Below are 23,311 nucleotides of genomic sequence, written 5' to 3' on the forward strand. Positions count from 1 at the left end.
ATCCATTACGCGACGCTAACGGATTGCGGTTCTCGCCGCATCTGCCCCACCGGCGGCGAATATGCTCGCGGCGACTCACGAGCCGAGTCACCGATCCAGACAAACGCCGCCACCGAAATGGAGACCGGTGTGAGTTCTCGACACCGACGCCGTTTTCCGCGCCGGGTGCAAACGCTCGGTGTGCTCGTGGCCAGCGTGTTATCGCCGCGTCCGCAGCGATAACCCTGTCGGCCGGCGACGCCCGGGCCACGCGACTGGTGTCGGTACGCGACGTCTCGGCGACCGAGTCGGTGGTCGAGGTCTATTCGACGGCGATGAACAAGGTCGTCGTCAACCAGGTGCTGCATCCACCCGGGCGGCCGGGCGGACCGACGGTGTACATGCTGCCCGGACTCGGCGGCGGCGAGGACGGTATCTCCTGGATCAACAACGGCGGTGCCCGCGGTTTCTTCGCCGGCAAGCGGGTCACCGCGGTCTTCCCGGTCGGCGGGCGGGCGTCGATGTTCACCGACTGGCAGAACGACGACCCCGTTCTCGGCCGCAACAAGTGGCGGACCTATCTCACCCGGGAGCTGCCGGCGATCATCGACCGGACGTTCCACACCAATGGCGTCAATGCCATCACCGGTGTGTCGATGTCGGGCGGCCCCGCGCTCGCGATCGCCGAATCGGCGCCCCGACTGTATCGGGCCGTGGCCTCGTACAGCAGCTGTCCCGGAACCACCGACCCGGTCGGTCTCGGCGCGGTGACCGCCGTCGTCACCCGTGGGGGCGGGAACGTCCTGAACATGTGGGGGCTGCCCGGAAGCCCCGCCTGGACCGCGAACGACCCGATTGTCAATGCCCCGAAGTTGCGTGGAAAGGCGATCTTCCTGTCTGCGGCGTCGGGCATTCCCGGCCCCATCGATGGCGGCCCGCGTGAGACCTTCGGCGAACTCGTCGGCGGCGGACAGATCGAGGCCTACACGCGGGCCTGCACCACGAACATGTCGAACCGGCTGCACGCCTTGGGAATTCCGCACTCCTTCTCCGCACGGCCCCAGGGCTCGCACTCGTGGGGACTGTTCGCGGCGGACCTGCGTGCATCGTGGCCGGTGATCGGCACAGCGATCGGGGCGTGAGCGGCACCGCGCCTGCCGCTTTCGTGGGCCGGCGCCCTATGAAGTTCTCAAGGTACGGTCGCGGTCCCGGCGGGCCGGGTGCAAGGGGTGGAAAGTCTTGTGGGTAGGCCTGTTTCAGGCAGGTGTCAGATGGCTTGTGCGGTCAGGCCGCGTTGTCGAGTCGTAGGGTGCGCCGGTTGTAGGCGGGTTGTGGTCGTCGTTTCGGGTCGATGGTGGCGGGTGGGATCAGCCACGGATGCCGGTCGAAGCCCATGACCACATCCCAGTAATCATTCGGCCCGCTCGCTTCGCTCCCGGCGCCGGCGCGGTCGTGGACGTCGTGGTGGCACGCGGTGCACAGCAGGCAGCCGTTGTCGACGTCGGTGGGGCCACCGTCGGCCCAATGCTTGAGGTGGTGGCTCTGGGTGCGCGAGGCGGGTGCACCGCATTTGATGCAGCATTCGTCGCGGAGGATGAACGCTTTGCGTTGGGCGTTGGTGAACAATCGTTTACGGCGTCCGAGTTGTAGGGGTGTTTGTTCGTCGTCGAGGATGGCGACGGTCAGTTGGGCGTCACACGTCAATGTGGTGGCGAGTTGGTCGGTGACCGGCCCCATGTGTTGCAGCGCGGATCGGTCGGGCTGTTCGGCGTTGAGTGTCAAAAGCACGTCATACCGCGATGTCGTCGACACCGTGTCGTCGGCGAGTCCGCGGGCGGCGGCTTCCAACAGTGTTTCGAGTGCGTCAGCCTGGCGTTGCCGGACCGTGCGCGGGTCGTGGGAGCCGTCGGGTCGGGGTGTGGGGGCGGACAGCGTTTCGATGGTGGTGCACAGCTTTTCGCCGACACTCATGTCGAGGTCGGCACGCATGTCGAGGCGGCCGTCGCTGGTTGTGGCGAGGGTGACGCTGTTGAGGGAACGATTTTCGGCAGCGGGTGCGCCGCCGGTGTCGTCGGCGAGGAGGTTGCCGAGTTGTCGCGCGTGCTTACCGATTTCGGCTGGACTCATACCCGACAACGCTTGGGACACCAACGCGCGGGTGTGATCGCGGCGTTGTTCGGGGGTGACGGGTTCGCCGGCGCGGGATTTGATGTGGCCGAGTCCGAGGACGATGGCGTCGGCGTGGTCGAGGGATATCGCACCGTCGACGGTATGTGTGCGGAGGCCGTCGATGCCTGTGGTGGTGCCGACGCGGACGAGTCGGCCGGCAACAGCCGGCGCGATTCCCATGGTGATCAACAGTTGTCGTACCGAGCGGCCTTGGGGTGCGGTCATCTTGAGGCGGTCGAACTCGCCGGTCAGGGTGGCCGCGTAGTGATCGAGCATGTTGCGCAACACGATCAGCTGCTGCATTGCCGCGAACGCCTCTCGGGAGGTGATATCCGCACGGAAGGTGCGGTCGTCGAACTGCGCGATGAGGCCCGCGAACAGCTCAGCCGAAAGCTCCGTGGAATGAGTGGTGTCGTCGATCATGAATTCCCCCTGGATGATCTTGCGATGACCCCAGTATAGCAGAAGAATTGCTCGAAGAGGGGGTGGAGGAAGATTAATCCACAAGGGCTGCAACACCTTTCGTCCCATCAGTGAACGATTGCCACATCAGTGAACGCCTTCCTCAGCGTGAACAGAAGTCACGTCGCCAGTATCGTCGGCGACCATTGTTGCTACTCCTGACCCACCGGGCGCCAAAATCGAATACCCGGATTTTGGGCTCGCCGAGGTCACCGGGACCGCATTGCAGTGGAATTGGTCCAGCGGGCCGATCTTTATCACGGATCCTGTGGACTCGACTCGACGGATCTCATCGATCGATCCCAAGGGTCCGGGCATAACGCTGCGCTGCCCGCCAGCGGTCAACTCGCCCGCCACGCATCGCCTCTGCGACCCAGCCCGTTGGCGCTCCCCCGACGCCGACGCTCCGGCCCCGCACCGGACTACGGGATATCCAACCCCAGATCGAGCACGGTCACCGAATGGGTGAGCGCCCCGACGGCGAGGTAGTCGACGCCGGTGCGGGCGTATTCGCCGGCCTGATCGAGGTGCAGACCGCCCGACGACTCCAGCCTCGTCTCCGGCGAGCGAGAGTTGCGGCGCTGCACCGCAATCTGCGTTGCCCACGGCTCGAAGTTGTCGAGCAATACCAACTGCGGTGCGAGCGCCAGCACCTCGTCGAGTTGCTCGAGCGAATCGACCTCGACCTCGACCGGTAGATCCGGTGCGGCCGCGCGGACCGACTCGAGTGCGGCACCGACCGAACCTGCGGCAGCGACGTGGTTGTCCTTGATGAGTGCGGCGTCACCGAGCCCCATACGGTGGTTGACCCCACCACCGGCCCGCACCGCATACTTCTGCAGAGATCGCATGCCGGGCAGAGTCTTTCGCGAGTCACGGATCTTTGCGTCGGTGCCGGAGACCGCGTCGACCCACGCCGCGGTGGCGGTCGCGATCCCGGAGAGGTGACACAGCAGATTCAGTGCGGTGCGCTCGGCGGTGAGCAGCGCCGCGGTCGGAGCGTGCACCGTGAGCACCGAATCGCCGGGCGCCACGCGCGTGCCATCGGCTGTCACCGCGGCGACCTCGTAGGCACCGTGGCCGATCACCTCGTCGAAGACGGCCAGCGCCACCGGGATTCCGGCGACGACGCCGTCTGCGCGGCTGACGATGGCGGCGTCGGTGGTCGCGTCGGCGGGCACCGTGGCAGCCGTGGTGACGTCGGGGCCGAAGCGCAGATCCTCGTCGAGGGCGGTCCAGATCAGCCCCCGGATCTCGTCGGTGATCGCCAGGTCGAGTGCACCGGTCGTGGTTTGTCCGACGAATGCGGCATTCATCGGGTCACTCTCCCGAACCCGGGTTGCCGATCGCGATCATCCGCTCGACACTCTGACGTGCCCGCGCCGCGACGTCGTCGGCCACGAACACCTCATCCCGCCCCTCGCGCAGTGCCCGCAAGAGCGCGGCAGGGGTGATCATCTTCATGTAGGGGCAGGACGCACGGTCGTTGACCGCCTGGAAGTCGATTCCGGGCGCGGCCTTGCGCAACTGATGCAGCATGCCGATCTCGGTGGCGACCAGCACCTGCGCGGCGCCAGTCGTGCGGGCCGCGTCGATCATGCCGCCGGTGGAGAGGATCTTGACGCGGTCGTCGGCCACCGCTCCCTCCCCGGCGAGATAGAGCGCAGATGTGGCGCAACCACACTCGGGGTGGATGAACAGGTCGGCATCGGGGTGGGCGTCGGCCTGCGCGGTCAGCTCGTCGCCGTTGATCCCGGCGTGGACATGGCACTCGCCGGCCCAGATGTGGATGTTGTCGCGGCCTGTCTCGCGTTTGACGTGCGCGCCGAGGAACTGATCGGGCAGGAAGAGCACGTCACGGTCGGGATCGATGGAGGCGACCACGTCGACGGCGTTGGACGAGGTGCAGCAGATGTCGGTGAGCCCCTTGACCTCCGCGGTCGTGTTGACATACGACACGACGACGGCGTCGGGGAACTCAGCCTTCCACGCCCGCAGCTCGTCGGCGGTGATCGAGTCGGCCAGTGAGCAGCCTGCACGCTCATCCGGGATGAGGACGCGTTTGTCGGGACTCAGGATCTTGGCGGTCTCGGCCATGAAATGCACACCGCAGAAGACGATCTCGTCCGAGTCGACCTCGGCGGCGATCCGCGACAGCGCGAGCGAATCACCGACATGGTCGGCGACATCCTGGATCGCCGGCAGTTGATAATTGTGGGCCAGCAGGGTGGCGTTGCGGGCTCGGGCGAGGCGACGGACCTCCTCGGCCCATTCGGCGGTCGGCTCGACACCGCTGTATCCACCGGGTCCGTCGACCCAGTGCACGTCGGCCGGCGCGGACGCCGTCGCGCCGGCAGTGATGCGGTCGCTGGTGATGCTCATCTACCACTCCGTCCTTCATGCCGCCCGGGCATCGCGCTCGTGGCACGGGCTCTATTCCGAGGCCGGTTTTCGTCTGCTGGTCGAAAACCTGGTGACCATCGTAACACCGCCGCCGGCGCGGACATTCCGCCGCGAAGCGAGTAGTTCCAAGCACATTCCAAGTAGTCCACTACGCGTTTGCCGAAAACTCATCGCCCGTAGCGTTCCGTTTGCATCGCTGCTCCACCCCTCACCTGCACCTTCACAGGAGGCCGACCCTCATGACCGCAAGCCTGCCCACCACCGCCGACATCACGAATCCCGTGATCCCGGCAGTTCCACCACGTCCCGTCATCGCGGTGCGACGCACCTACTCCACTCCTCTGCAAGCCGTTCGCCGCCGACAAGAGGCACTCGAACGACTCGCCGCCCGACGCAGCGTTCCTGCAGCTCCTCCGCGACCGGTCACGCTGCGCGCGGTGACACCGGCGGCACCGCCGGAAACCCCCACATATCCCGCGGTGCCGCTCACCTCCCGCGAGATCGAGGTTCTGCGTACCTGGCTGTTGGTCGATTCCAAATCCGAGGCGGCGAGTGGCCTGCACATCTCCGTCGGAACGGTCAACACGCACCTTGCGCGGATTCGCAACAAGTACGCGCAGGCCGGTCGCACCGCACGCACCAAGGCCGCACTCGTCGCGCGCGCCATCCAGGACGGACTCGTGGTACTCGACGAGCTCTGAGCACTCGGCCCACCACATTTTCTGCGCCAAGCGATCTCAGCGCAGATCTCACATGGGAGGGCGCAACGTGGCAAATTCGTCGGTGACCCGAATCTCTTTGTCCGCGAAGGCATACAACGCCGGCGGCCGGCCCCCGGATCGGCCGGTTCGCCCGAGGGTGCCCGTGGCCATGACGACACCACGACGACTGAGGATACGCAACAGATTGGTGGTGTCGACCCGGTAGCCGAGGGCAGCGCCATAGATCTCCGAGAGCTCCGACATCGGGAATCGGGCGGGCGCGAGTGCGAACGCGATATTGGTGTACGACAGCTTCGCGGCCAGCCGCAACCGGGCCTTGGTGATGACCTCACCGTGATCGAAGGCGAGCGCGGGCAGCGCGTCGACGGGATGCCAGTCGCCGCGGTCGGGCACGGTATTTCGTGCGTCACTGGGCACCAGCCCCACATACGTCGACGCGATCGTACGAAGCTCGGGCACGCGGTCCGGTGCGGAGAACACCGCGAGTTGTTCGAGATGTGCGAGCTCCCCGAGGTCGAGTCTGCCTGCGACGATCTGGCGCGCACTCGCCTCCAGGGTCTCCCCCGGTACGACGTCACCGCCGGGCAGACACCACCGGCCGCCCTCGTCGGGTGCCAGCAACACACAGAGCTCGGGCGCGCCGGCGCCGATACCGCGAACCCGGAACACCGCGGTCAGGACCTCGACCCGCACACTCGACGTGGACGCCGCATCGGACCCGGAGGCAGGCGAGGGCGAGGGCATGGCGTCGATTGTATGGGTGCACCCCGCACGGTTCACCCGGGCGACGTTTTTGGTCAGTGGCCTTGCCCGGGCAATCCCGGAGCCGCAGGCAACGGCGCCTCGGCCACTTCCGGCGGGGCGTCGCCGACCCCGAGGTCGCCATGGCGACTGACGAGTGCGAGCACCAGGTAGACCAGCGTCGCGGCCAAGGGCGCGCAGACCACCAGAGCCCATGCACCGCTGGGGGATCCGCGCGTCGCCCCGTCGAGCCACAGGTCGGGTGCGGCCCGGAAGCTCTGGCCGACCGAGAAAGAATCCGGGTCGGGGAATCGGCGGGCGGCCATCAGCGTGCCCGCCCACCCGGCGATGCCCGAACCGACAACGGTGGACACCAACACGACCCCGTAACCGGGCAGCCCACGCCAGGCCGACGCCACGATCCAGACCAGCACGGCCGCGATCGCGCCGTAACCGAGCATGACGAACGCAAAGGCCGACACCCCGGCAATACTGTCGACGGCGATGACACGCGTGTAGCCCTTGACAGCCGTCATCGCCGGAGTGAGAACCGCCCACACACCGCCCGCGACGACTCCGAGGACCACGACGACCACAGCCGCGGCGACCAGGATCGCCGGCGTGCGATGCGGCAGGCGCGTTCGGGTCGGCGCGGTCACCGGTGACCCGATCGGGAGGAGTCGACGCCACCGTGGCGTGAGCATCGGGCATCCCAACCGTCGGGGCGGACCTGCACCACCATCCGCCGCCCGCATTGGCCGCAGAACCGTGGCGGCTCCAGCCCCAGCCGGGCCGCGGGGGGTATGGCCTCGGGTGACTGGATCTCGAGCTCGATACCGGTGTAGACGCCGTACCGGCAGGGCGGATCCAGCGGTCCCGGGATCGGCGGCGTGCCCGTACCCGTCGCGTCTGCCGTCGCTGCGGTTGACCTCATCACTCCACTCACCCTGCGAGCCTAACCACTTGTGCCGTGTCCCCGGTCGTCGTGCGCGTCAGATGCTGTCGTTGAGCGCCTTGATCGGCATCGACAGATCGTTGAGCAGGTCGAGATCGTCCTCGGCCGGCCGGCCCAGCGTGGTCAGATAGTTGCCGACGATGACGGCGTTGATGCCACCGAGGATGCCCTGTTTCGCGCCGAGATCACCGAGGGTGATCTCGCGGCCGCCGGCGAACCGCAAGATGGTGCGCGGCAGCGCCAGCCGGAAGGCGGCCACGGCCTTGAGTGCCTCGGCGGCGGGCAAGACGTCGAGATCGCCGAAGGGAGTGCCCGGGCGCGGGTTGAGGAAGTTGAGCGGGACCTCGTCGGGTTCGAGGGCGGCGAGGTCGGCGGCGAACTCGGCGCGCTGTTCGAGGCTCTCCCCCATGCCCAGGATGCCACCGCAGCAGACCTCCATGCCCGCATCGCGCACCATGCGCAGGGTGTCCCAGCGTTCCTCCCAGGTGTGGGTCGTCACGACGTTCGGGAAGTGGCTGCGCGCGGTCTCGAGATTGTGGTTGTAGCGGTGCACGCCCATCTCGGCGAGCGCATCGACCTGCTCCTGGGTGAGCATGCCCAGGCTGCAGGCGATCTGGATGTCGACCTCGTTGCGGATGGCCTCGATGCCCGCAGCGACCTGCGCGAGCAGCCGCTTGTCGGGTCCGCGTACCGCGGCGACGATGCAGAACTCGGTGGCGCCGGTCTTGGCGGTCTGCTTGGCGGCCTCCACGAGCGACGGGATGTCGATCCAGGCACTGCGCACCGGTGAGGCGAAAAGGCCCGACTGCGAACAGAAGTGGCAGTCCTCAGGGCACCCGCCGGTCTTGAGGGAGATGATTCCCTCGACCTCGACCTCGGGACCGCACCAGCGCATGCGGACGTCGTGGGCCAATTGCAGCAGTTCGGTGAGCCGGTCGTCGCCGAGCCGGAGCACACGGAGCACCTGGTCGCCGGTGACCGGCTCGCCGCGTTCGAGAACCTGCGTGCGTGCGAGGGCGAGGATGTCGTCGGTCGCCGTATCGGCTCGTGTGGTGACGGTCTGTTCGGGTGCCTGGGTCATGGGAGAACTCCTTGCGGGGTCGTGGCGGGCTGGGTCGTGGCGGGCTGGGTCGTGGCGGGCTGGGGCTGGGTCGGTGCTCCCGAGGCGGGGGCGAGGGTCGCAATCCACCCGGCGTCGAACCATCCGGGTGCAGCGCGGGTGAAGGCGGCACGGTCGCGTCGTGCGGCACCGGCGGGCAGCGCGCCGACGACCGGTACGCCGGTCAGCCGGGGCAGGTCCTCGAGGTTGCAACGCATCGCGAGATCCGGTGCCTGCGGCCAGGATCCGATCACGAGTCCGGCCGGCGTCAAGCCCGCCGACCGGATGGCACGCACGCTCAGGTCGGCATGATTGAGAGTGCCCAGATCCGGCGCGACGACGACGAGGACCGCCGCCGAGAGTGCGGTCGCGACATCGAGGATCGTGTGGCCGGGGCCCAGTCGCACCAGTACCCCGCCGGCACCCTCGACGATGGTCATCTGGTGCTGCGCAGCGAATCCGGCGATCCGGCGGTGCACGTCTCCGGGATCTGCCTGGGCCAGGCCGGCATGACGGGCGGCGGTCTCGGGAGCCAGCGGGTCGGGGTAGCGGACGCATTCGAGGGTCGGCAGATTCCCGGCGAGTGCGGTGACGGTCGCGAGGTCACCCGGCTCCTGCGGGCCGACCCCGGTCTGCATCGGCTTGCACACCGCGACGTCGGTACCGCGGGCGGCGAGGGCCGCCGCGAGCGCGGCGGTGACGATCGTCTTGCCGACATCGGTCGAGGTGCCGGTCACTACGAGCGTAGAACCGGAAACCTGTGGTGGCCCGGTGTGCGTGCGCGTCACCTCGCCCCCACTTCACCCAAGGCGGCGCCCACCACGTCGGCAGCGCGGTCGACGGTGGCGGCGTCGAGGTCGGCGCGCATCGTCAGCCGCAGCCGCGAGGTGCCCGCCGGCACCGACGGCGGACGGAAACATCCGACGAGTACCCCTCGGGCCCGGCACGCGGCGGCGGCGGCGACCGCCCGTTGCGGGTCGCCGAGAATCACCGACAACACCGCGGAGGTCTCCGGTGATCCGTCCGGCCCGGTCGGCAGGTCGACGCCCAATCGGTGGGCCATGCGAAGGACGTTGTAGCGCAGCCTTTCCGGGATCTGCGGATCGGCGCGCAGGACGCCGAGCGCAGCGCGCGCCGCACCGACTGCGGCCGGATTGAGCCCGGTGTCGAAGATGAAGGTGCGGGCCCGATCGATGAGGTGATCGCGCAGCACCGTCGGACCGAGCACGATACCGCCCTGGGCGCCAAGGGATTTCGATGCGACAGCGGTGACCACGAGGTCGGGCGCACCGGACAGGCCGGCGTCGGCGACGACCCCGCGCCCACCCGGGCCCCGCACACCCAGTGCATGTGCCTCGTCGACCAGCAAAGCCGCCGCGTGCGCCCGGGCGGCGTCGTAGAGCTCACGCACCGGGGCGGCGGCACCGTCGACGCTGTAGATCGAGTCGGTGACGACCAGCGCCCGCCGTTCCGCCCGATCGGCAAGAGCAGCGCGGACGGCACGGTGATCCCCACGCTCGACGACCACGACCCGGGCCCGTGAGAGCCGGCATCCGTCGATCAGTGACGCATGTGTGCCGGTGTCACTGACGATCAGGTCGCTGCGCCCGGCGAGTGCGGTGATCGCACCCACGTTGGCGAGGTAGCCCGACGAGAACAGCAGGGCCGCAGGGAAACCCAGGAATGCGGCGATCTCGCTCTCGAAGTCGACATGTGCGCGCGTGGTGCCGGCGACCAGTCGCGACGCCGTCGCCCCGGCGCCCCACTGCGCCACGGCGTCGTGCGCACCGGCGAGGACCGCCGGATTGGTGGACAACCCGAGGTAGTCGTTGGAGGCGAGGTTCACCAGCTCGGCGCCGGCGGCACGGACGAACGGCTCCCGGTGCAGGCCAGCCTCGACGGTGGCGCGCTGGTCGTCCGACAACCAAGCAAGTGCGGTACCGGCGGCGTGCTCGCCAGGTGTCCGCGGCATCGAGGCCGGTGCGGGGTGTAGGGCCGTCATCGCGACACCACCTCTCGTGTTGCGTCCAGTGAGGTACCGACCGCGGCCCGCATACCGGTCGCGATCTGCTCGACGTCGGCGGCGGAACTGATAAACGGGGGCATGGCGTAGACGAGCGTGCGGAACGGCCGCAGCCACGCACCGGAGTCGACGGCGGCCGCGGTGGCGGCCGCCATGTCCACGGGGGTGTCGAGTTCGACGACGCCGATCGCGCCGAGGACGCGGACGTCGACGACACCGTCGACCGACCGGAGTGGTTCCAGCCCGGCGCGCAGGCCGGCGTTCACCCGGGCGACGTCCTCGCGCCAGCCACCCGAGATCAGTAACTCCGTCGAGGCCACCGCGACCGCGCACGCCAGCGGATTGGCCATGAACGTGGGCCCGTGGGCCAGTCCGCCCGCCTCACCGGCACTGATGACCGCGGCGATCTCGGCGGTGCACAGTGTCGCGGCGAGCGTCAGATATCCCCCGGTCAGAGCCTTGCCGACGCACATGATGTCGGGAGCGACGTCGGCAAGATGCGCGGCGAACAACGATCCGGTGCGGCCGAATCCCGTGGCGATCTCGTCGAAGATCAGCAGCACGCCGTGCTCGTCGCAGATGCGTCGCAGCGCCCGCAGGTGGGACGGATCGTGAAACCGCATGCCTCCGGCGCCCTGCACGACGGGTTCGACGATGATCGCCGCGAGTTCATCACGACGGGCGGCGACCACGTCGTCGAGTGCGGCGACGTAGGCGTCGTCGGCGACTTCCGGCGGGGCGGGCACGAAGATCTGCCGTGCCAGTACGTCGCTCCACATCTGGTGCATGCCGCCATCGGGGTCACACACGCTCATCGGTGTGAAGGTGTCGCCGTGGTAGCCGCCCCGCCAGGTCAGCAGCCGCGTCCGGTCGGGCCGGCCGCGTCCACGCCAGTACTGCAACGCCATCTTCACCGCGACCTCCACCGAGACCGAGCCGGAATCGCAGAAGAACACCTTCTCCAGCGGTTCGGGAGTGAGCTCGACGAGAAGTTCGGCCAGCCGGGCGGCCGGCTCATGGGTGAGGCCGCCGAACATCACATGCGACATGGAGTCCAGTTGACGCCGGACCGCGTCATCGAGGACCGGATGGCGGTACCCGTGGATCGCCGCCCACCACGAACTCATTCCGTCGACGACCTCGCGGCCGTCGGCCAGGTGCAGGCGCACCCCGGACGCGCCGCGAACGACGAGCGGTTCGGTGGGCGCCGGGATCGCACCGTAGGGATGCCAGATGTGCGCGGCATCGATCCGGCTGATGCTGTGGTGATCCACGGGTGGTCCTTCGTGAGAATCGGGAGCAGCGGTCCTCGGACCGCCCGACCCCTGGACACTGTACAGGCACTCCTGTACGTCGTACAGGGCCTGGTGGGCGGCGTGCCGCGCGAGGCCTCTACGCTGGGCGGATGAGCAACAGCCGCGCCGACATCCTCGCCGCGGCCCGCGACGTCCTCACCCAGCACAGCCTCGCCGACCTCACCATGCGCAGGCTCGCGAGCGAGGTCGGCGTCCGCCCCAACGCCCTGTACTGGCATTTCCCCAACAAGCAGACCCTCCTCGCGGCACTCGCCGACGACATCCTCGGCGCGCTCGCCCGACCCGACCCAGGTCTCCCATGGGACCAACGGCTCGAAGTGCTGGCAACCGGGATGCGAGCCGCACTACTGAGCGTGCCCGACAGCGCCGAGGTGGTGTCGTCCAGCTGGGCCAGCGGCCTGTCCGACCGCGCGGTCGCCGACGACGTCGCCGCGATCGCCACGACCGGCGGACTCGACCTGTACGGCGCGCGGGCGGTCGCCACCGCGGTGTGCCAGGTGGTGATCGGCCTCACCATCGAAGAGCAGACCCGCGCACAGATGGAACGACTCGGCGTCACCGGCCCGACCGAACGAGACTTCACCGCCGAGTTCACCGACGCGCTCGCAGTCATCATCGACGGCGCCCGCAGCCGCGCACCGATGGCCGGAAGCCTCTGATCGATCCCTGACACCATTGCGCACCCGGCGCGCGCCGACACACCCCCGATCGCCGCGCATACCGGTAGCGTCGAGGTTGCATATGTCTGTCCAGCCCCGTACGAAAGACCAAGTTCCCGCCGTGGCCACCACGCAGGCCCCCCACGCCGACGCCCACCCGGCGCCGTCGCCGCTGCCGGTCTACCGCACCGATCTCGACGGTCTGCGCGGCATCGCCATCACCCTGGTGGCCTGTTTCCACATCTGGTTCGGTCGGGTCTCCGGCGGTGTCGACGTCTTCTTGACGTTGTCCGGATTCTTCTTCATCGGCTCGCTGTTGCGTCACACCATCGCCAGCCAGTCCACCGATGTGGGATTCCGGGAGACCCTGAGTCCGTGGCCACGGCTGAGCCGGTTGCTCCGGCGCCTGCTGCCTGCACTACTGACGGTGCTGATCGCGGTACTGGTCCTGACGGTGCTGGTCCTCCCACAGACTCGTTGGGCCGGAATCGGCCATGAGGTCACGGCGAGTGCCCTTTACTACCAGAATTGGTATCTGGCGCTGAATTCGCAGGACTATCTGGCCGCCAGTTCGGCCAACAGTCCGCTGCAGCACATCTGGTCGATGTCGATGCAAGGCCAATTCTTCCTCGGGACATTACTGGTGGCGCTGGCCTTCGCGGGCCTGCTCAAACTATGCGGGCGCGTCGTGGCGCCGATCGCGACGCCGCAGACGATTCGGGTGTTCGTCGGTCTCGGCCTGCTCGGTGCGGCCGCGGTCTCGTTCTATTGGGCAACCATGCGCATGGGCGTGAACCAGCAATGGAACTACTTCGACACACTGTCGCGGCTATGGGAACCGTTGGCCGGTGGGCTGCTCGCGGTGTGGATGCCACGATGGCGGGCCCCGCGATCCCTGCGGAACCTGGCCACCGCGGTGGCACTGGTCTTGATCGTCACCTGCGGCTGGTGGATCGACGGCGTCGACGCCTACCCGGGTCCGTGGGCGCTGGTGCCCGTCGGCTCCACGGTGCTCATCATCTGGTCAGGGGCTGCGGTCATCGGGCGGGCGACCGGTGGTCGGCACGTCAAGACCGGCGACACGTTGCCCCCACTCAACCGGATGCTCGCCTCGAAGTACCCGGTGTGGCTGGGGACCATCGCCTATGCGCTGTATCTGTGGCACTGGCCGCTGCTGATCTTCTACCTCAACTGGCGCGGCAAGAACCACGCATCGTTCCTCGACGGTGCCGGGCTGCTGGCGGTGTCGATTGCATTGGCGTGGCTGACCAAACGCTATGTCGAGGATCCGTTGCGGGCCGGCGCCCCGAGCCGCACGGCGGCCGCCCGAGCGTGGTCGGTCCGTGGCCACCGACTTTCCTACACGGCAGTGGTCACCACCATCCTGGTGATACTCAGCGTGTCCGGGGCCGCCGCGATCGGCGTATGGCACCGGCACGTCGCCAACCTCACCGTCGACACCGCCAACCTCGATCCCCGCGAGTATCCGGGGGCGCGCGCCCTGCTCAACGGAGCGCCGGTACCCGCCCTCGATCCACAACCGACACCGCTGGAAGTCATCCGCGACTACCCGATGACCTCGACCGACGGATACATGAGCAGCTTCGAGGACCCGGCAATCCACGTCGGCGTATACGGCGATCCGACCGCGGCCCGGACCATTGCGCTCGCGGGCGGATCACACGCGGAGATGTGGATCAGCGCACTCGATCGGCTGGGCAAGGCACAGCACTTCCGAGTGACGACCTACCTCAAGATGGGGTGCCCGCTCTCCACCGAAGAGCTACCCCGGATGCAGAACGGGGTGCCCTACCCGCAATGTCATGACTGGGTCGAGCGTGTCATCCCGCAGGTCATCGCCGACCGTCCCGACGCCGTCTTCACCAACTCCACCCGCCCGCAAACGGGCGCCCCCGGCGACATCCTGCCGTCCACGTACGTCCCGGTGTTCGAACGGTTCACCGGTGCCGGTATCCCGGTGCTCGGAATCCGGGACACACCCTGGCCGCACAGCGCCGCGGGCGCCACCGACACCCCGACCTGCCTGGCCGACGGCGGCAACGCCGAATCATGCGGGACGGACCGGGCATCGGCACTGAACGCGACCGATCCCGCGGCCGCACTGGCAGCCACCAATCCGAGGTTCCACCCGCTCGATCTCTCCAACGGACTCTGCACCCCGACGCGATGTCCGGCAATCGTGGGAAACATCATCGTCTACAAGGACTGGCATCACCTGAGCGCAACCTACGTGCGCAGCCTCACCGACGAACTGGGTCCTCAGATCGGTCGGGCGCTGCCCTGGACGATCCGAGGGGGGCCATGAGCACGACGACGATTCCGGTCGCCGACCCCACTCGGCATCTTCGTCACCCGCATCGCCGTCACCGGCCGGACGGTTCCGAGATGAACGCCGACCGCATCGCGGCTACTGTCGGTACATGAACACAGGAAGGTGGGCATGACCGTACCGCCAACCGCCGATGACCAGGCCGACGCCGTCGCGGCCGACATCGATCAGTCCGATTCTGATCAGCCCGACACGGCGACCACAGCGGCCCCGTTACACGACAGCAAGCGACCACACTCGGCCGAACAGCTCATCGCCGACGAGACGCACACCGAAGCACTGGTCGCTCCCGAACCAGCCCCCATTCCGGTATGGCCGGGCCAGCCTTACCCGCTGGGCGCCACCTACGACGGGGTGGGCACCAACTTCTCACTGTTCTCGGAGGTCGCCGAGGCAGTCGATCTATGCCTCATCGACCGGAACGGGTCCGAACGCCGAATCCGTCTCGAGGAGGTCGACGGCTACTGCTGGCACTGTTATCTGCCCAATGTCGTGCCTGGCCAGTTCTACGGCTATCGCGTCCACGGGCCATATGATCCGGCAAGCGGATTGCGTTGCGACCCAAGCAAACTGCTACTCGACCCATATGGCAAGTCCTACCACGGACAGTTCGACGGGGATGCGTCACTGTTCTCCTATCCGCTGCCGGACACCGAGCCAGACGAGACCGGAACGAACGAGACCGGGACAGACGACACCGGGATAGACGAGATCGGCGCCCACGACGGCAAGGTCCCACAGACCCCGACCGAGGGCACAACCGCGGCGGACGAACCCGCCGATGAATCCGGACCACACCCGACCCCGGCGTCGCCGCCGACCACCGAGAAGACCGGCGACACCGACGACGCATCGCCGGCGGCCGCCGGCTCGGTGGCCGATTCCGCCGACAACACCCGGCGCGAACCCGACGACTCACCGCCGACACCCTCGATGCCACAACTGGATTCGCTGGGCCACACCATGTTGTCGGTGGTCATCAATCCGTTCTTCGACTGGCAGAACGATCACTCACCCGGATTGCCCTACCACCAGACGGTGATCTACGAGGCCCATGTGAAGGGGATGACGGCGACACATCCCGACATCCCCGAGGATCTGCGCGGGACCTACGCGGGTCTGTCCCATCCGGTGATCATCGATCACCTCACGTCGCTGGGCGTGACCGCGATCGAACTCATGCCGGTTCACCAGTTCATGCAGGACTTCGTACTACTCGACCAGGGTTTGCGAAATTACTGGGGGTACAACACCTACGGCTTCTTCGCGCCGCACGCCGAGTATGCATCGAACCACGACCAGCCCGGTAGCGCCGTCACCGAGTTCAAGGCGATGGTCCGCGAGTTCCACAAGGCCGGTATGGAGGTGATCCTCGACGTGGTCTACAACCACACCGCCGAGGGAAACCACCTTGGCCCGACGATCTCCTTCCGCGGCATCGACAACGCCGCCTACTACCGTCTCGTGGACGACAACCCCGAGATGTACATGGACTACACCGGGACCGGCAACAGCCTCAACGGCCGTCATCCGCACACGCTGCAGCTCATCATGGATTCGTTGCGGTACTGGGTACTCGAGATGCACGTCGACGGCTTCCGTTTCGATCTTGCCTCCACCCTGGCGCGGGAACTACATGACGTCGACCGGCTGTCGGCGTTCTTCGATCTCGTGCAACAGGATCCGGTGGTCAGTCAGGTCAAGCTGATCGCCGAGCCCTGGGATGTGGGCGAGGGCGGATATCAGGTCGGCAACTTTCCGCCGCTGTGGACCGAGTGGAACGGCAAATACCGTGACACCGTTCGTGATTACTGGCGCGGCGAGCCGGCCAGCCTTGGCGAGTTCGCCTCTCGCCTGACCGGGTCCTCCGACCTATACGAGGCCACCGGCCGGCGACCCCTGGCCAGCATCAACTTCGTCGTCGCACACGACGGTTTCACCCTGCGGGATCTGGTGTCGTACAACGACAAACACAATCAGGCCAACGGTGAGGACAACCGCGACGGGGAAAGCCACAACCGCTCGTGGAACTGTGGCGTCGAAGGTCCCACCGATGATCCCGAGATCAACGAGCTGCGCGCCCGCCAGCAGCGCAACATCCTCGCGACGCTATTTCTGTCCCAAGGCATCCCGATGCTCGCCCACGGCGACGAGATCGGCCGAACCCAGCTGGGCAACAACAACGTCTACTGCCAGGACTCCGAATTGTCCTGGATGGATTGGTCGTTGGCCGAAGAGAACGCCGACCTGCTCGAATTCACCCGCAAGGCGATTGCCCTACGCACCAAGCACCCGGCGTTCCGTCGGCGCCGCTTCTTCGCGGGGAAACCGATCCGGTGGGGCCAGCAGTATCTGGACATCGCGTGGTTGACCCCGTCGGGTGAGGAGATGACCACCGCTGACTGGGACAGCGGATTCGGCAAGAGCCTCGCGGTGTTCCTCAACGGCAACGGTATCGGGGAGAAGGACGATCGCGGCGAGAAGATCGTCGACGACAGCTTCGTCATCTGCTTCAACGCCCACTACGAACCGATCGAGTTCACCCTGCCACCGGTACTCGAGTCGGGCTGGACCGCGGTCCTCGACACCGCCCACCCCACCGGCGAGTCCGACGTCGAGGACCTCGACGGCGGCAGCACGCTCGCGGTGCGATCCCGATCCCTACTCGTCTTGCGCAAGCAGCACTGAGCGATGACGAACCGTCCGGAGCCGGTCGCGACCTATCGGGTCCAGCTGAGCCCCGAATTCGGATTCGTCGACGTGATCGGAATACTCGGGCATCTGGCCGATCTGGGGGTCAGTCACCTCTACCTCTCCCCGATCGGCACCGCGATGCCCGGCTCCACGCATGGCTACGACTGGGTGCCACCACCACAGGTGTCGCCCGATCTGGGCGGCCACGACGGCCTCCATGCCTTGCGGGCCGCCGCTCGCGCACTCGGCATCGGAATCCTCATCGACATCGTGCCCAATCACACCGGAGTTGCTCTCGTACTGCACAATCCGTGGTTCGCAGACCTTTTGCGCCACGGTCCCGGCTCCCGCTTCGCCCGGTATTTCGACGCGGACTTCTCCTCCGACAACGGCAGTGACGGCCGGCTGGCTCTCCCGATACTCGCCTCTGACGGTGACCTGAGCCCGCTGACCGTCGACCCCCACGGCATCCTGCATTACTACGACCACGAATTCCCCACCGCGCCGGGCACACTCGGCGGTACCGCAATCGACGTGCACGAGCGGCAGCACTATCGGCTGGTGCCGTGGGACTCCGGGATCATCGGGTATCGGCGCTTCTTCACCGTCAATGAACTCGCCGCTCTGCGACAGGAGGACGACAGCGTCTACGACGCCACACACGCCTGGATCCGTGAACTGCTCGACGCCGACCTCATCGACGGGGTGCGAGTCGATCATCCCGACGGCCTGTGGGATCCGATGGCCTACCTCGAACGTCTACGCGGCGATATCGGTACCGACCGCTTGCTGTACATCGAGAAGATCCTCGCCGCCGACGAATCCCTCGAACCGACCCTTCCGGTCGACGGGACCACCGGCTACGACCAGCTGCGGATGATCGACGCGGTGTTCACCGCCCCGCCGGGCGTCGCCGAGCTCAGCGAGATCCACGAACACGCCACCGGCGTGCCAGGTGACACGCACTGGTTGCACGATGCGCAGCGGCACCGCAAACTCACCACCCTGGCCGAGCAGTTCCCTGCCGAGCATCGCCGGCTGGTACGGGCGCTCACCCATTCCGATCCCACCGCCGACTCGGCCGGGGTCGCCGATGCCGTCGCCGAATTGATCGCCGATCTGGGCGTGTACCGCGCCGACTATCCGTCCCTGCGACCCCGCCTGGTGCGAATCGCCGGACAGATCGCGCAACGTCGGCCCGACCTCCGAAACGCGCTGGCGCTCATCGTCCGAGCCACCTCGACCCCGGGCGCACCCACCTCCCGGCTGGCCCAGACGTGTGGTGCGGTCACGGCCAAGAGCGTCGAGGACAGCCTGTTCTACCGGACCGCGAGACTGGTGTCGGCCCAGGAAGTAGGTGGTGACCCGGCCGATCCGGCCGTCTCACTGCCGACGTTCCACCAACACAACGTGGTCCGCGCCGGCGAGTGGCCGCGATCGATGACCGCATCGTCGACCCACGACACCAAGCGCGGCGAAGACGTCCGTGCGCGCATCGCACTGCTGACCCAGGTCCCCGAACGATGGTCGATGCTGGTCCGCCGGATGTGGGGCATCGCTCCGCCGCCGGATCGTCTCACCGGATACTTCTTGCTGCAGAATGTGATCGGCGTCTGGCCCGTCGACGGAAGGGTGACCGCCGACCTGCAGAATCGGCTGTGCGCATACGCCCGCAAGGCCGCTCGCGAGTCCGGGCTGCAGACGACGTGGACCGAGGTGGACGAGGCGTTCGAGACGGCGCTCGACGAGTGGATCGTCACGCTCACCACGGGCCCGGCCGCCGAGTTGATCGGCGGGCTGGTGCACCGGATTGCCCCGGCGTGGCGGCAGGAATCGTTGGCACGCAAGGCCATCGCATTGTTGGGTCCCGGGGTTCCCGACATCTATCAGGGCACCGAATGGTTCGAGGATTCGTTGGTCGATCCCGACAACCGGAGAGCTGTCGACTTCCAGCGCTCGACCGCGCACCCCAAGACACGGCTGGTCGGCACCGCACTGCAGGTACGGCGCCGGCATCTGCCCGCGTTCGGCCCTGGCGGCGACTACCGGCCGATTCCGGCCGACGGGCCGGCCGGCGACCACACCATCGCCTTCGGTCGCGGCGTCGTCGGCGAGGACGATCCGCGCGTGATAGTGGTGACCGCACGATTCACGCACAGCTTGCACGCCGAGCGCGCGGCGGCGACAACCCTGACCCTGCCGACGGGCACGTGGACCGATGCGTTGTCGGGCGCCGACCACCGCGGTCTGGTGGATCTGGGAACTCTGCGTGCCGAGAATCCGGTCGTCATCCTGACCCGCGAACCGGCGTCCACGAGGTGAAGGCGTTCGGCTGCGGAAACCACGCCGCAGTCGACAAGCGCTATCCCGCCGGTGCCGGTGCGGGCGCGGGTGCCGCCGGTGCGGCGGGAGCGCCGCCGGCTCCGGCACCGCCCGAGTCGGACAGTCCGGCCTGCATGGCATCGAGATCGGAGACGAGCCAGGCGCCGTCGACCTTGTCGAGCTTCAGCGAATACATGAACAGCGACGTCCCGCCCTGCGGCGCAAGGGTACTCGTGCCCGTCACCTGAACCACCGCCATCGTGCTGGCATGGTCGGTGTCGAAGTCCATCACCGACACTTTCTGCACGTTGATCTTTGTGTTCTTCACGTTGATCGACTGGATCGCCTTGGTGGTGTCCCCGAGCTGGGATTCCAAGTGCTTGCGGTAGTCACCAGTCGTCAACGGTCCGACGATGTCCTTCATGTTGGCCACGGTGTCGGCGTTCATGCTGCTGGTGAGTTTCTGGGCGAAGATCGCGGACGCATCCTTGGCCTCACCAAATGCCTTGAGTCGCTGCTGATCTTGGTAATAGAGCCAACCCAGAACCGCAACCCCGGCGATCGCCGCGACCACGACGAGCGCCACGAGCGACCGCCAGATCGCCCGGGCCGACAAGGTGATCGAGATCTGTTTGCCTGCCGGCTTCTTGCCCGCGGGCTCGCTGGTGGCAGGCTCCTCGGTGGCGGGCACCTTGGCAGCGGTCTTCTTGGTGGCGGACTCCTTGGTGGCGGGCTCCGGGGCAGCGGTGGACTTCATGGTGCGGTCCGAATTCGCCCGTGCATTCTTGGTCCGCGGCACCGGTTTGGACGAGGCCTTCGCCAACGACACCCCTGGGGCGTCCACGTCGGAACCCTCCACCGCATCGCTCACCACACCGGCATCGCTCACCACATCGGTTTCGCTGCGCACGTCATCGTCCTGTTCGCCTGTCATCGCGTGTTCCGTTCTTGATTCGCGCCCGTATGTTCGTCAGGGCCGAGACCCGCTCCCCCGGCGGACGTCACTTGTCCAGCGGAACCGTCCGCGCATTCGGATCGTAATTCGGCGGCGGTCCGGCGGTGTCGTCACCCGGCGGACGGGGAGCGTTCGCCGAGCCACGGATCTGCTGATTGGGATCCTCGGTGACACAGTACAGATTGGTCGGTACCGACAATTCCAGGATCTTGGTAGGCCGCACCGGGGTGACCGCGTAGTCGCAGTACGGGCGGGGGAAGACCGACCCGAACGCCCACCACGCCCCATCGTGGAACATGGCGAGACTCTTGATCGAGGCATCCCGGACCGACGGCAGCAGATTCACCAGGGCCGGGGCCCGCAACGCACCCTGACGGGTCACGTCGAGCAACTGGCCGAGTACATCGGTGACGGGATCACGGATCTCGTTGATCGAGCCGGTCAGACTCGAGAGTTGTTGCGGGCCTTTGCCGAGCAGGGTCCGCAACTCCCGGTCGGCGGCCACCGCGGCGTTGACCACCGAACTCGCCGACGCCACCGTCGTCTGCAGATCCGGCTGGATCTGCGAAGTGGTGTGCAGGATCGTGCCGGTCTCCTGGATCAGCTTCGTGGTCTGCGGCAGTACCCGGTACAGGTCGGCGAAGATGGTTCCGCCGGCGTCGAAGAGCGTCCGCAGATCGTTGCGGTCTCCCTCGGGATTGAGTGCGACGTCGAGGTTGTCCATGATCGCGGCGAGCTTGGTCGGATCGATCTGATCGATGACCCCGAGCGAGGCCTCCAGCAATTTCGGGAACGGTGTCGTCACCGTGGTCTGGTTGACGTTGATGGTGTCGCCGTCATGCAGGAACGGTCCGTCGGCGGTGGCCGGCTGGAAATCGACATACTGTTCACCGGCCGCAGAAAGCGCCAACGCCGAGACCTTCGTGTTCCGATTGATCTTGACGTCGTCGCGGACCGACACCTGCACGCGCACCGACTGTGGTTGCACCTGGATGGAATCGACGTCGCCGATCGGCACACCACGCAGCGTGACCTGCGATGTGTCCTGCAAACCGCCGGAAAACGGAAACTCGATCGTGAGCGCGTAGCGGCCCCGCAGCGGCTGCCAGCCGAGCGTACCGAACGACAGATAGGCCAGGCCGAGGAGCATGACGCCGACCAGCGCGAGGTTGCCCAGCACAACGGAGTGCTTACGCAACCAGCCGAACAATCCGCTCATCCGCAACACCCCTGAGTAGCAGTCAGCCGAGCCAGCAGCCGAGTCAGCGTCTGCTGCAAGGATTCTCCGGCCGCCCCGACGTCCCCGAGCTCGGGTAGGCGACTGGCGGAGTCGAATCCGGCCCCGGGATTGAGGTAATAGATCTTTGCCGAGAGTGAGGCCGCGCTCGAATTCGTCGACTTGACCCATTTGGGGGTCAGCTTCGCAACATTGTCGGCCAGCGCACCGAGGGTGGGCGCGCCCTGTTCGAGTTCGTGGAGCAGGGTGGCCAGGTGATGGATCAATTCGACGAGGTTCTGGCCGTCGCTGTGGAGGAAGTCGTTGGTGGCCGCCGTGACCTGATTGGTCTTGTCGAGGGTCGTCAGAATCTGTTGCATCTCGTCGTTGACCGTGTTGAACGCCGGCGAGAGCTTGTTGATCGAGGCCATGAGCTGCGCGCGTCCGGCGGCGAGCCGGCCGGTCAGCAGCTCGGTGTTCGCCATCGCGGTATCGACTTCGCCCGAGTTCTGGTTGAGCTTGCGCAAGGCGGTGGTGAGACCGTCGATCGCGCCGTTGAGTTGCTGCGGATTGTCCGGCGAGGTGGATACGGCCGCGCTCAGTTCGGCGATGATCTGCTGAGTTGAACCGAGCGACCCGCTGTCGACCACTCCGCTCATGCTCACGAGTAGATCCTCGACCGTGGCGGCCGCCCTCCTCGGCCCGGTGAGGGCCTGCCCGTTGGACATGTAGGTCGTGGCGGACGTGGTCGCCTGCGCCGGCGGGATCAGCGCCACGAACACGTCGCCGAGCGGCGTGGCCTGACGCAACTCGGCGCCGGTGCCGGTGGGCACCTTCGCCGACGTGCTGACGTCCATGGTGACGATGGCCTTGTAGTTCTCCGCGCGCAGGCCCGTCACCTGCCCGACGTCCATTCCGTAGAGCTTCACCTTGGCCCGCGACGGCAGGTTCAACGCGTTGTCGAAGCTCGCGGTCAGCGTCATGGTGTCGCCGAGATTGCCCGGCGCAGGCAACGGGATCTGTTCGACGGTCAGGCCCGGCACCGACGAACACCCCGTGACGGCGAGGACCATTGCGACGACCGCGGTCAACAACAGCTTGCGCATCCCGGTGCGCCGGAGAACAGCGCGCCGGCCGAACATGCTGTGGCGCTCGGCATTCGGAACCAAGGCAGTGCGACTCATCGGGTCAGGGCTCATCGGGTCAGGGCTCATCGGGTCAGGGCTCATCGGGTCAGGGCTCATCG

The 23,311-nt window shown here is 67.2% G+C and carries 19 protein-coding genes; 6 read left to right on the forward strand and 13 right to left on the reverse strand.

Translation table 11 applies throughout. The annotated features are described in order from the left end of the window. The first annotated feature begins 218 nt into the window (after positions 1 to 218). Positions 219 to 1,121 (forward strand): alpha/beta hydrolase, encoded by a 903-nt coding sequence (locus ACLQ3C_RS14305; RefSeq protein ID WP_425705772.1) that lies wholly within the window; start codon positions 219 to 221, stop codon positions 1,119 to 1,121. Positions 1,122 to 1,263: 142 nt separating this feature from the next. On the opposite strand, the gene ACLQ3C_RS14310 is transcribed toward ACLQ3C_RS14305, so the two are convergent. The 3 genes from ACLQ3C_RS14310 to nadA form a co-directional block, all read right to left on the reverse strand. Beyond that, on the reverse strand, positions 1,264 to 2,568 hold the full coding sequence (locus ACLQ3C_RS14310) for a DUF222 domain-containing protein (protein WP_425705773.1): 1,305 nt from the start codon (positions 2,566 to 2,568) through the stop codon (positions 1,264 to 1,266). Positions 2,569 to 3,032: 464 nt separating this feature from the next. Further along, complete coding sequence (gene nadC, locus ACLQ3C_RS14315; RefSeq protein ID WP_425705740.1) at positions 3,033 to 3,926, reverse strand: carboxylating nicotinate-nucleotide diphosphorylase; 894 nt, start codon at positions 3,924 to 3,926, stop codon at positions 3,033 to 3,035. Positions 3,927 to 3,930: 4 nt separating this feature from the next. Further along, positions 3,931 to 4,992: a quinolinate synthase NadA gene (nadA, locus tag ACLQ3C_RS14320; RefSeq protein ID WP_425705741.1), complete on the reverse strand. Its 1,062-nt coding sequence runs from the start codon at positions 4,990 to 4,992 to the stop codon at positions 3,931 to 3,933. 260 nt (positions 4,993 to 5,252) lie between these two features. Between nadA and ACLQ3C_RS14325 the strand changes: the two genes are divergently transcribed. After that, positions 5,253 to 5,714, forward strand: a complete 462-nt coding sequence (locus tag ACLQ3C_RS14325; RefSeq protein ID WP_425705742.1) for a response regulator transcription factor — start codon at positions 5,253 to 5,255, stop codon at positions 5,712 to 5,714. A gap of 48 nt (positions 5,715 to 5,762) precedes the next feature. On the opposite strand, the gene ACLQ3C_RS14330 is transcribed toward ACLQ3C_RS14325, so the two are convergent. Genes ACLQ3C_RS14330 through ACLQ3C_RS14360 form a run of 7 tightly spaced genes read right to left on the reverse strand, consistent with a single transcriptional unit; the run spans position 5,763 to position 11,827 of the window. Then, positions 5,763 to 6,479 (reverse strand): NUDIX hydrolase, encoded by a 717-nt coding sequence (locus ACLQ3C_RS14330; RefSeq protein ID WP_425705743.1) that lies wholly within the window; start codon positions 6,477 to 6,479, stop codon positions 5,763 to 5,765. Between the two features lie 53 nt (positions 6,480 to 6,532). After that, on the reverse strand, positions 6,533 to 7,135 hold the full coding sequence (locus ACLQ3C_RS14335; RefSeq protein WP_425705744.1) for a DUF2567 domain-containing protein: 603 nt from the start codon (positions 7,133 to 7,135) through the stop codon (positions 6,533 to 6,535). Beyond that, the gene (locus ACLQ3C_RS14340) at positions 7,132 to 7,410 is read right to left on the reverse strand and encodes a hypothetical protein (RefSeq protein ID WP_425705745.1); all 279 of its coding nucleotides are present in this window, start codon (positions 7,408 to 7,410) and stop codon (positions 7,132 to 7,134) included. The genes ACLQ3C_RS14335 and ACLQ3C_RS14340 overlap by 4 nt, the downstream gene beginning before the upstream one ends. Before the next feature lie 58 nt (positions 7,411 to 7,468). Next, positions 7,469 to 8,512 (reverse strand): biotin synthase BioB, encoded by a 1,044-nt coding sequence (bioB, locus tag ACLQ3C_RS14345; RefSeq protein ID WP_425705746.1) that lies wholly within the window; start codon positions 8,510 to 8,512, stop codon positions 7,469 to 7,471. Then, positions 8,509 to 9,267, reverse strand: coding sequence for a dethiobiotin synthase (gene bioD / locus ACLQ3C_RS14350; RefSeq protein ID WP_425705747.1), 759 nt, complete (start codon positions 9,265 to 9,267; stop codon positions 8,509 to 8,511). The genes bioB and bioD overlap by 4 nt, the downstream gene beginning before the upstream one ends. Before the next feature lie 47 nt (positions 9,268 to 9,314). Then, entirely contained in the window at positions 9,315 to 10,532 is a 1,218-nt protein-coding gene (locus tag ACLQ3C_RS14355; protein ID WP_425705748.1) for an 8-amino-7-oxononanoate synthase, read from the reverse strand. Then, positions 10,529 to 11,827: an adenosylmethionine--8-amino-7-oxononanoate transaminase gene (locus tag ACLQ3C_RS14360; RefSeq protein WP_425705749.1), complete on the reverse strand. Its 1,299-nt coding sequence runs from the start codon at positions 11,825 to 11,827 to the stop codon at positions 10,529 to 10,531. Before ACLQ3C_RS14360 ends, ACLQ3C_RS14355 begins: the two co-directional genes overlap by 4 nt. A gap of 131 nt (positions 11,828 to 11,958) precedes the next feature. Between ACLQ3C_RS14360 and ACLQ3C_RS14365 the strand changes: the two genes are divergently transcribed. From ACLQ3C_RS14365 to treY, 4 genes are all read left to right on the forward strand, one after another. Then, positions 11,959 to 12,528: a TetR/AcrR family transcriptional regulator gene (locus ACLQ3C_RS14365; protein WP_425705750.1), complete on the forward strand. Its 570-nt coding sequence runs from the start codon at positions 11,959 to 11,961 to the stop codon at positions 12,526 to 12,528. A gap of 121 nt (positions 12,529 to 12,649) precedes the next feature. Then, entirely contained in the window at positions 12,650 to 14,854 is a 2,205-nt protein-coding gene (locus tag ACLQ3C_RS14370) for an acyltransferase family protein (RefSeq protein ID WP_425705751.1), read from the forward strand. A 135-nt stretch (positions 14,855 to 14,989) separates the two neighbouring features. Next, positions 14,990 to 17,566, forward strand: coding sequence for a glycogen debranching protein GlgX (gene glgX / locus ACLQ3C_RS14375; protein ID WP_425705752.1), 2,577 nt, complete (start codon positions 14,990 to 14,992; stop codon positions 17,564 to 17,566). Between the two features lie 3 nt (positions 17,567 to 17,569). Then, entirely contained in the window at positions 17,570 to 19,894 is a 2,325-nt protein-coding gene (treY, locus tag ACLQ3C_RS14380; RefSeq protein ID WP_425705753.1) for a malto-oligosyltrehalose synthase, read from the forward strand. A gap of 40 nt (positions 19,895 to 19,934) precedes the next feature. Here the strand turns inward: treY and ACLQ3C_RS14385 are convergent, their stop codons facing one another. From ACLQ3C_RS14385 to ACLQ3C_RS14395, 3 genes are all read right to left on the reverse strand, one after another. Then, positions 19,935 to 20,828: a hypothetical protein gene (locus tag ACLQ3C_RS14385; RefSeq protein WP_425705754.1), complete on the reverse strand. Its 894-nt coding sequence runs from the start codon at positions 20,826 to 20,828 to the stop codon at positions 19,935 to 19,937. Positions 20,829 to 20,895: 67 nt separating this feature from the next. Next, positions 20,896 to 22,068 (reverse strand): MlaD family protein, encoded by a 1,173-nt coding sequence (locus ACLQ3C_RS14390; protein WP_425705755.1) that lies wholly within the window; start codon positions 22,066 to 22,068, stop codon positions 20,896 to 20,898. Further along, positions 22,065 to 23,159, reverse strand: coding sequence for an MlaD family protein (locus ACLQ3C_RS14395; RefSeq protein ID WP_425705774.1), 1,095 nt, complete (start codon positions 23,157 to 23,159; stop codon positions 22,065 to 22,067). The genes ACLQ3C_RS14390 and ACLQ3C_RS14395 overlap by 4 nt, the downstream gene beginning before the upstream one ends. Positions 23,160 to 23,311 lie beyond the last annotated feature (152 nt).

It is taken from the genome of Gordonia sp. DT30, from assembly GCF_049844915.1.
Lineage (GTDB): Bacteria > Actinomycetota > Actinomycetes > Mycobacteriales > Mycobacteriaceae > Gordonia.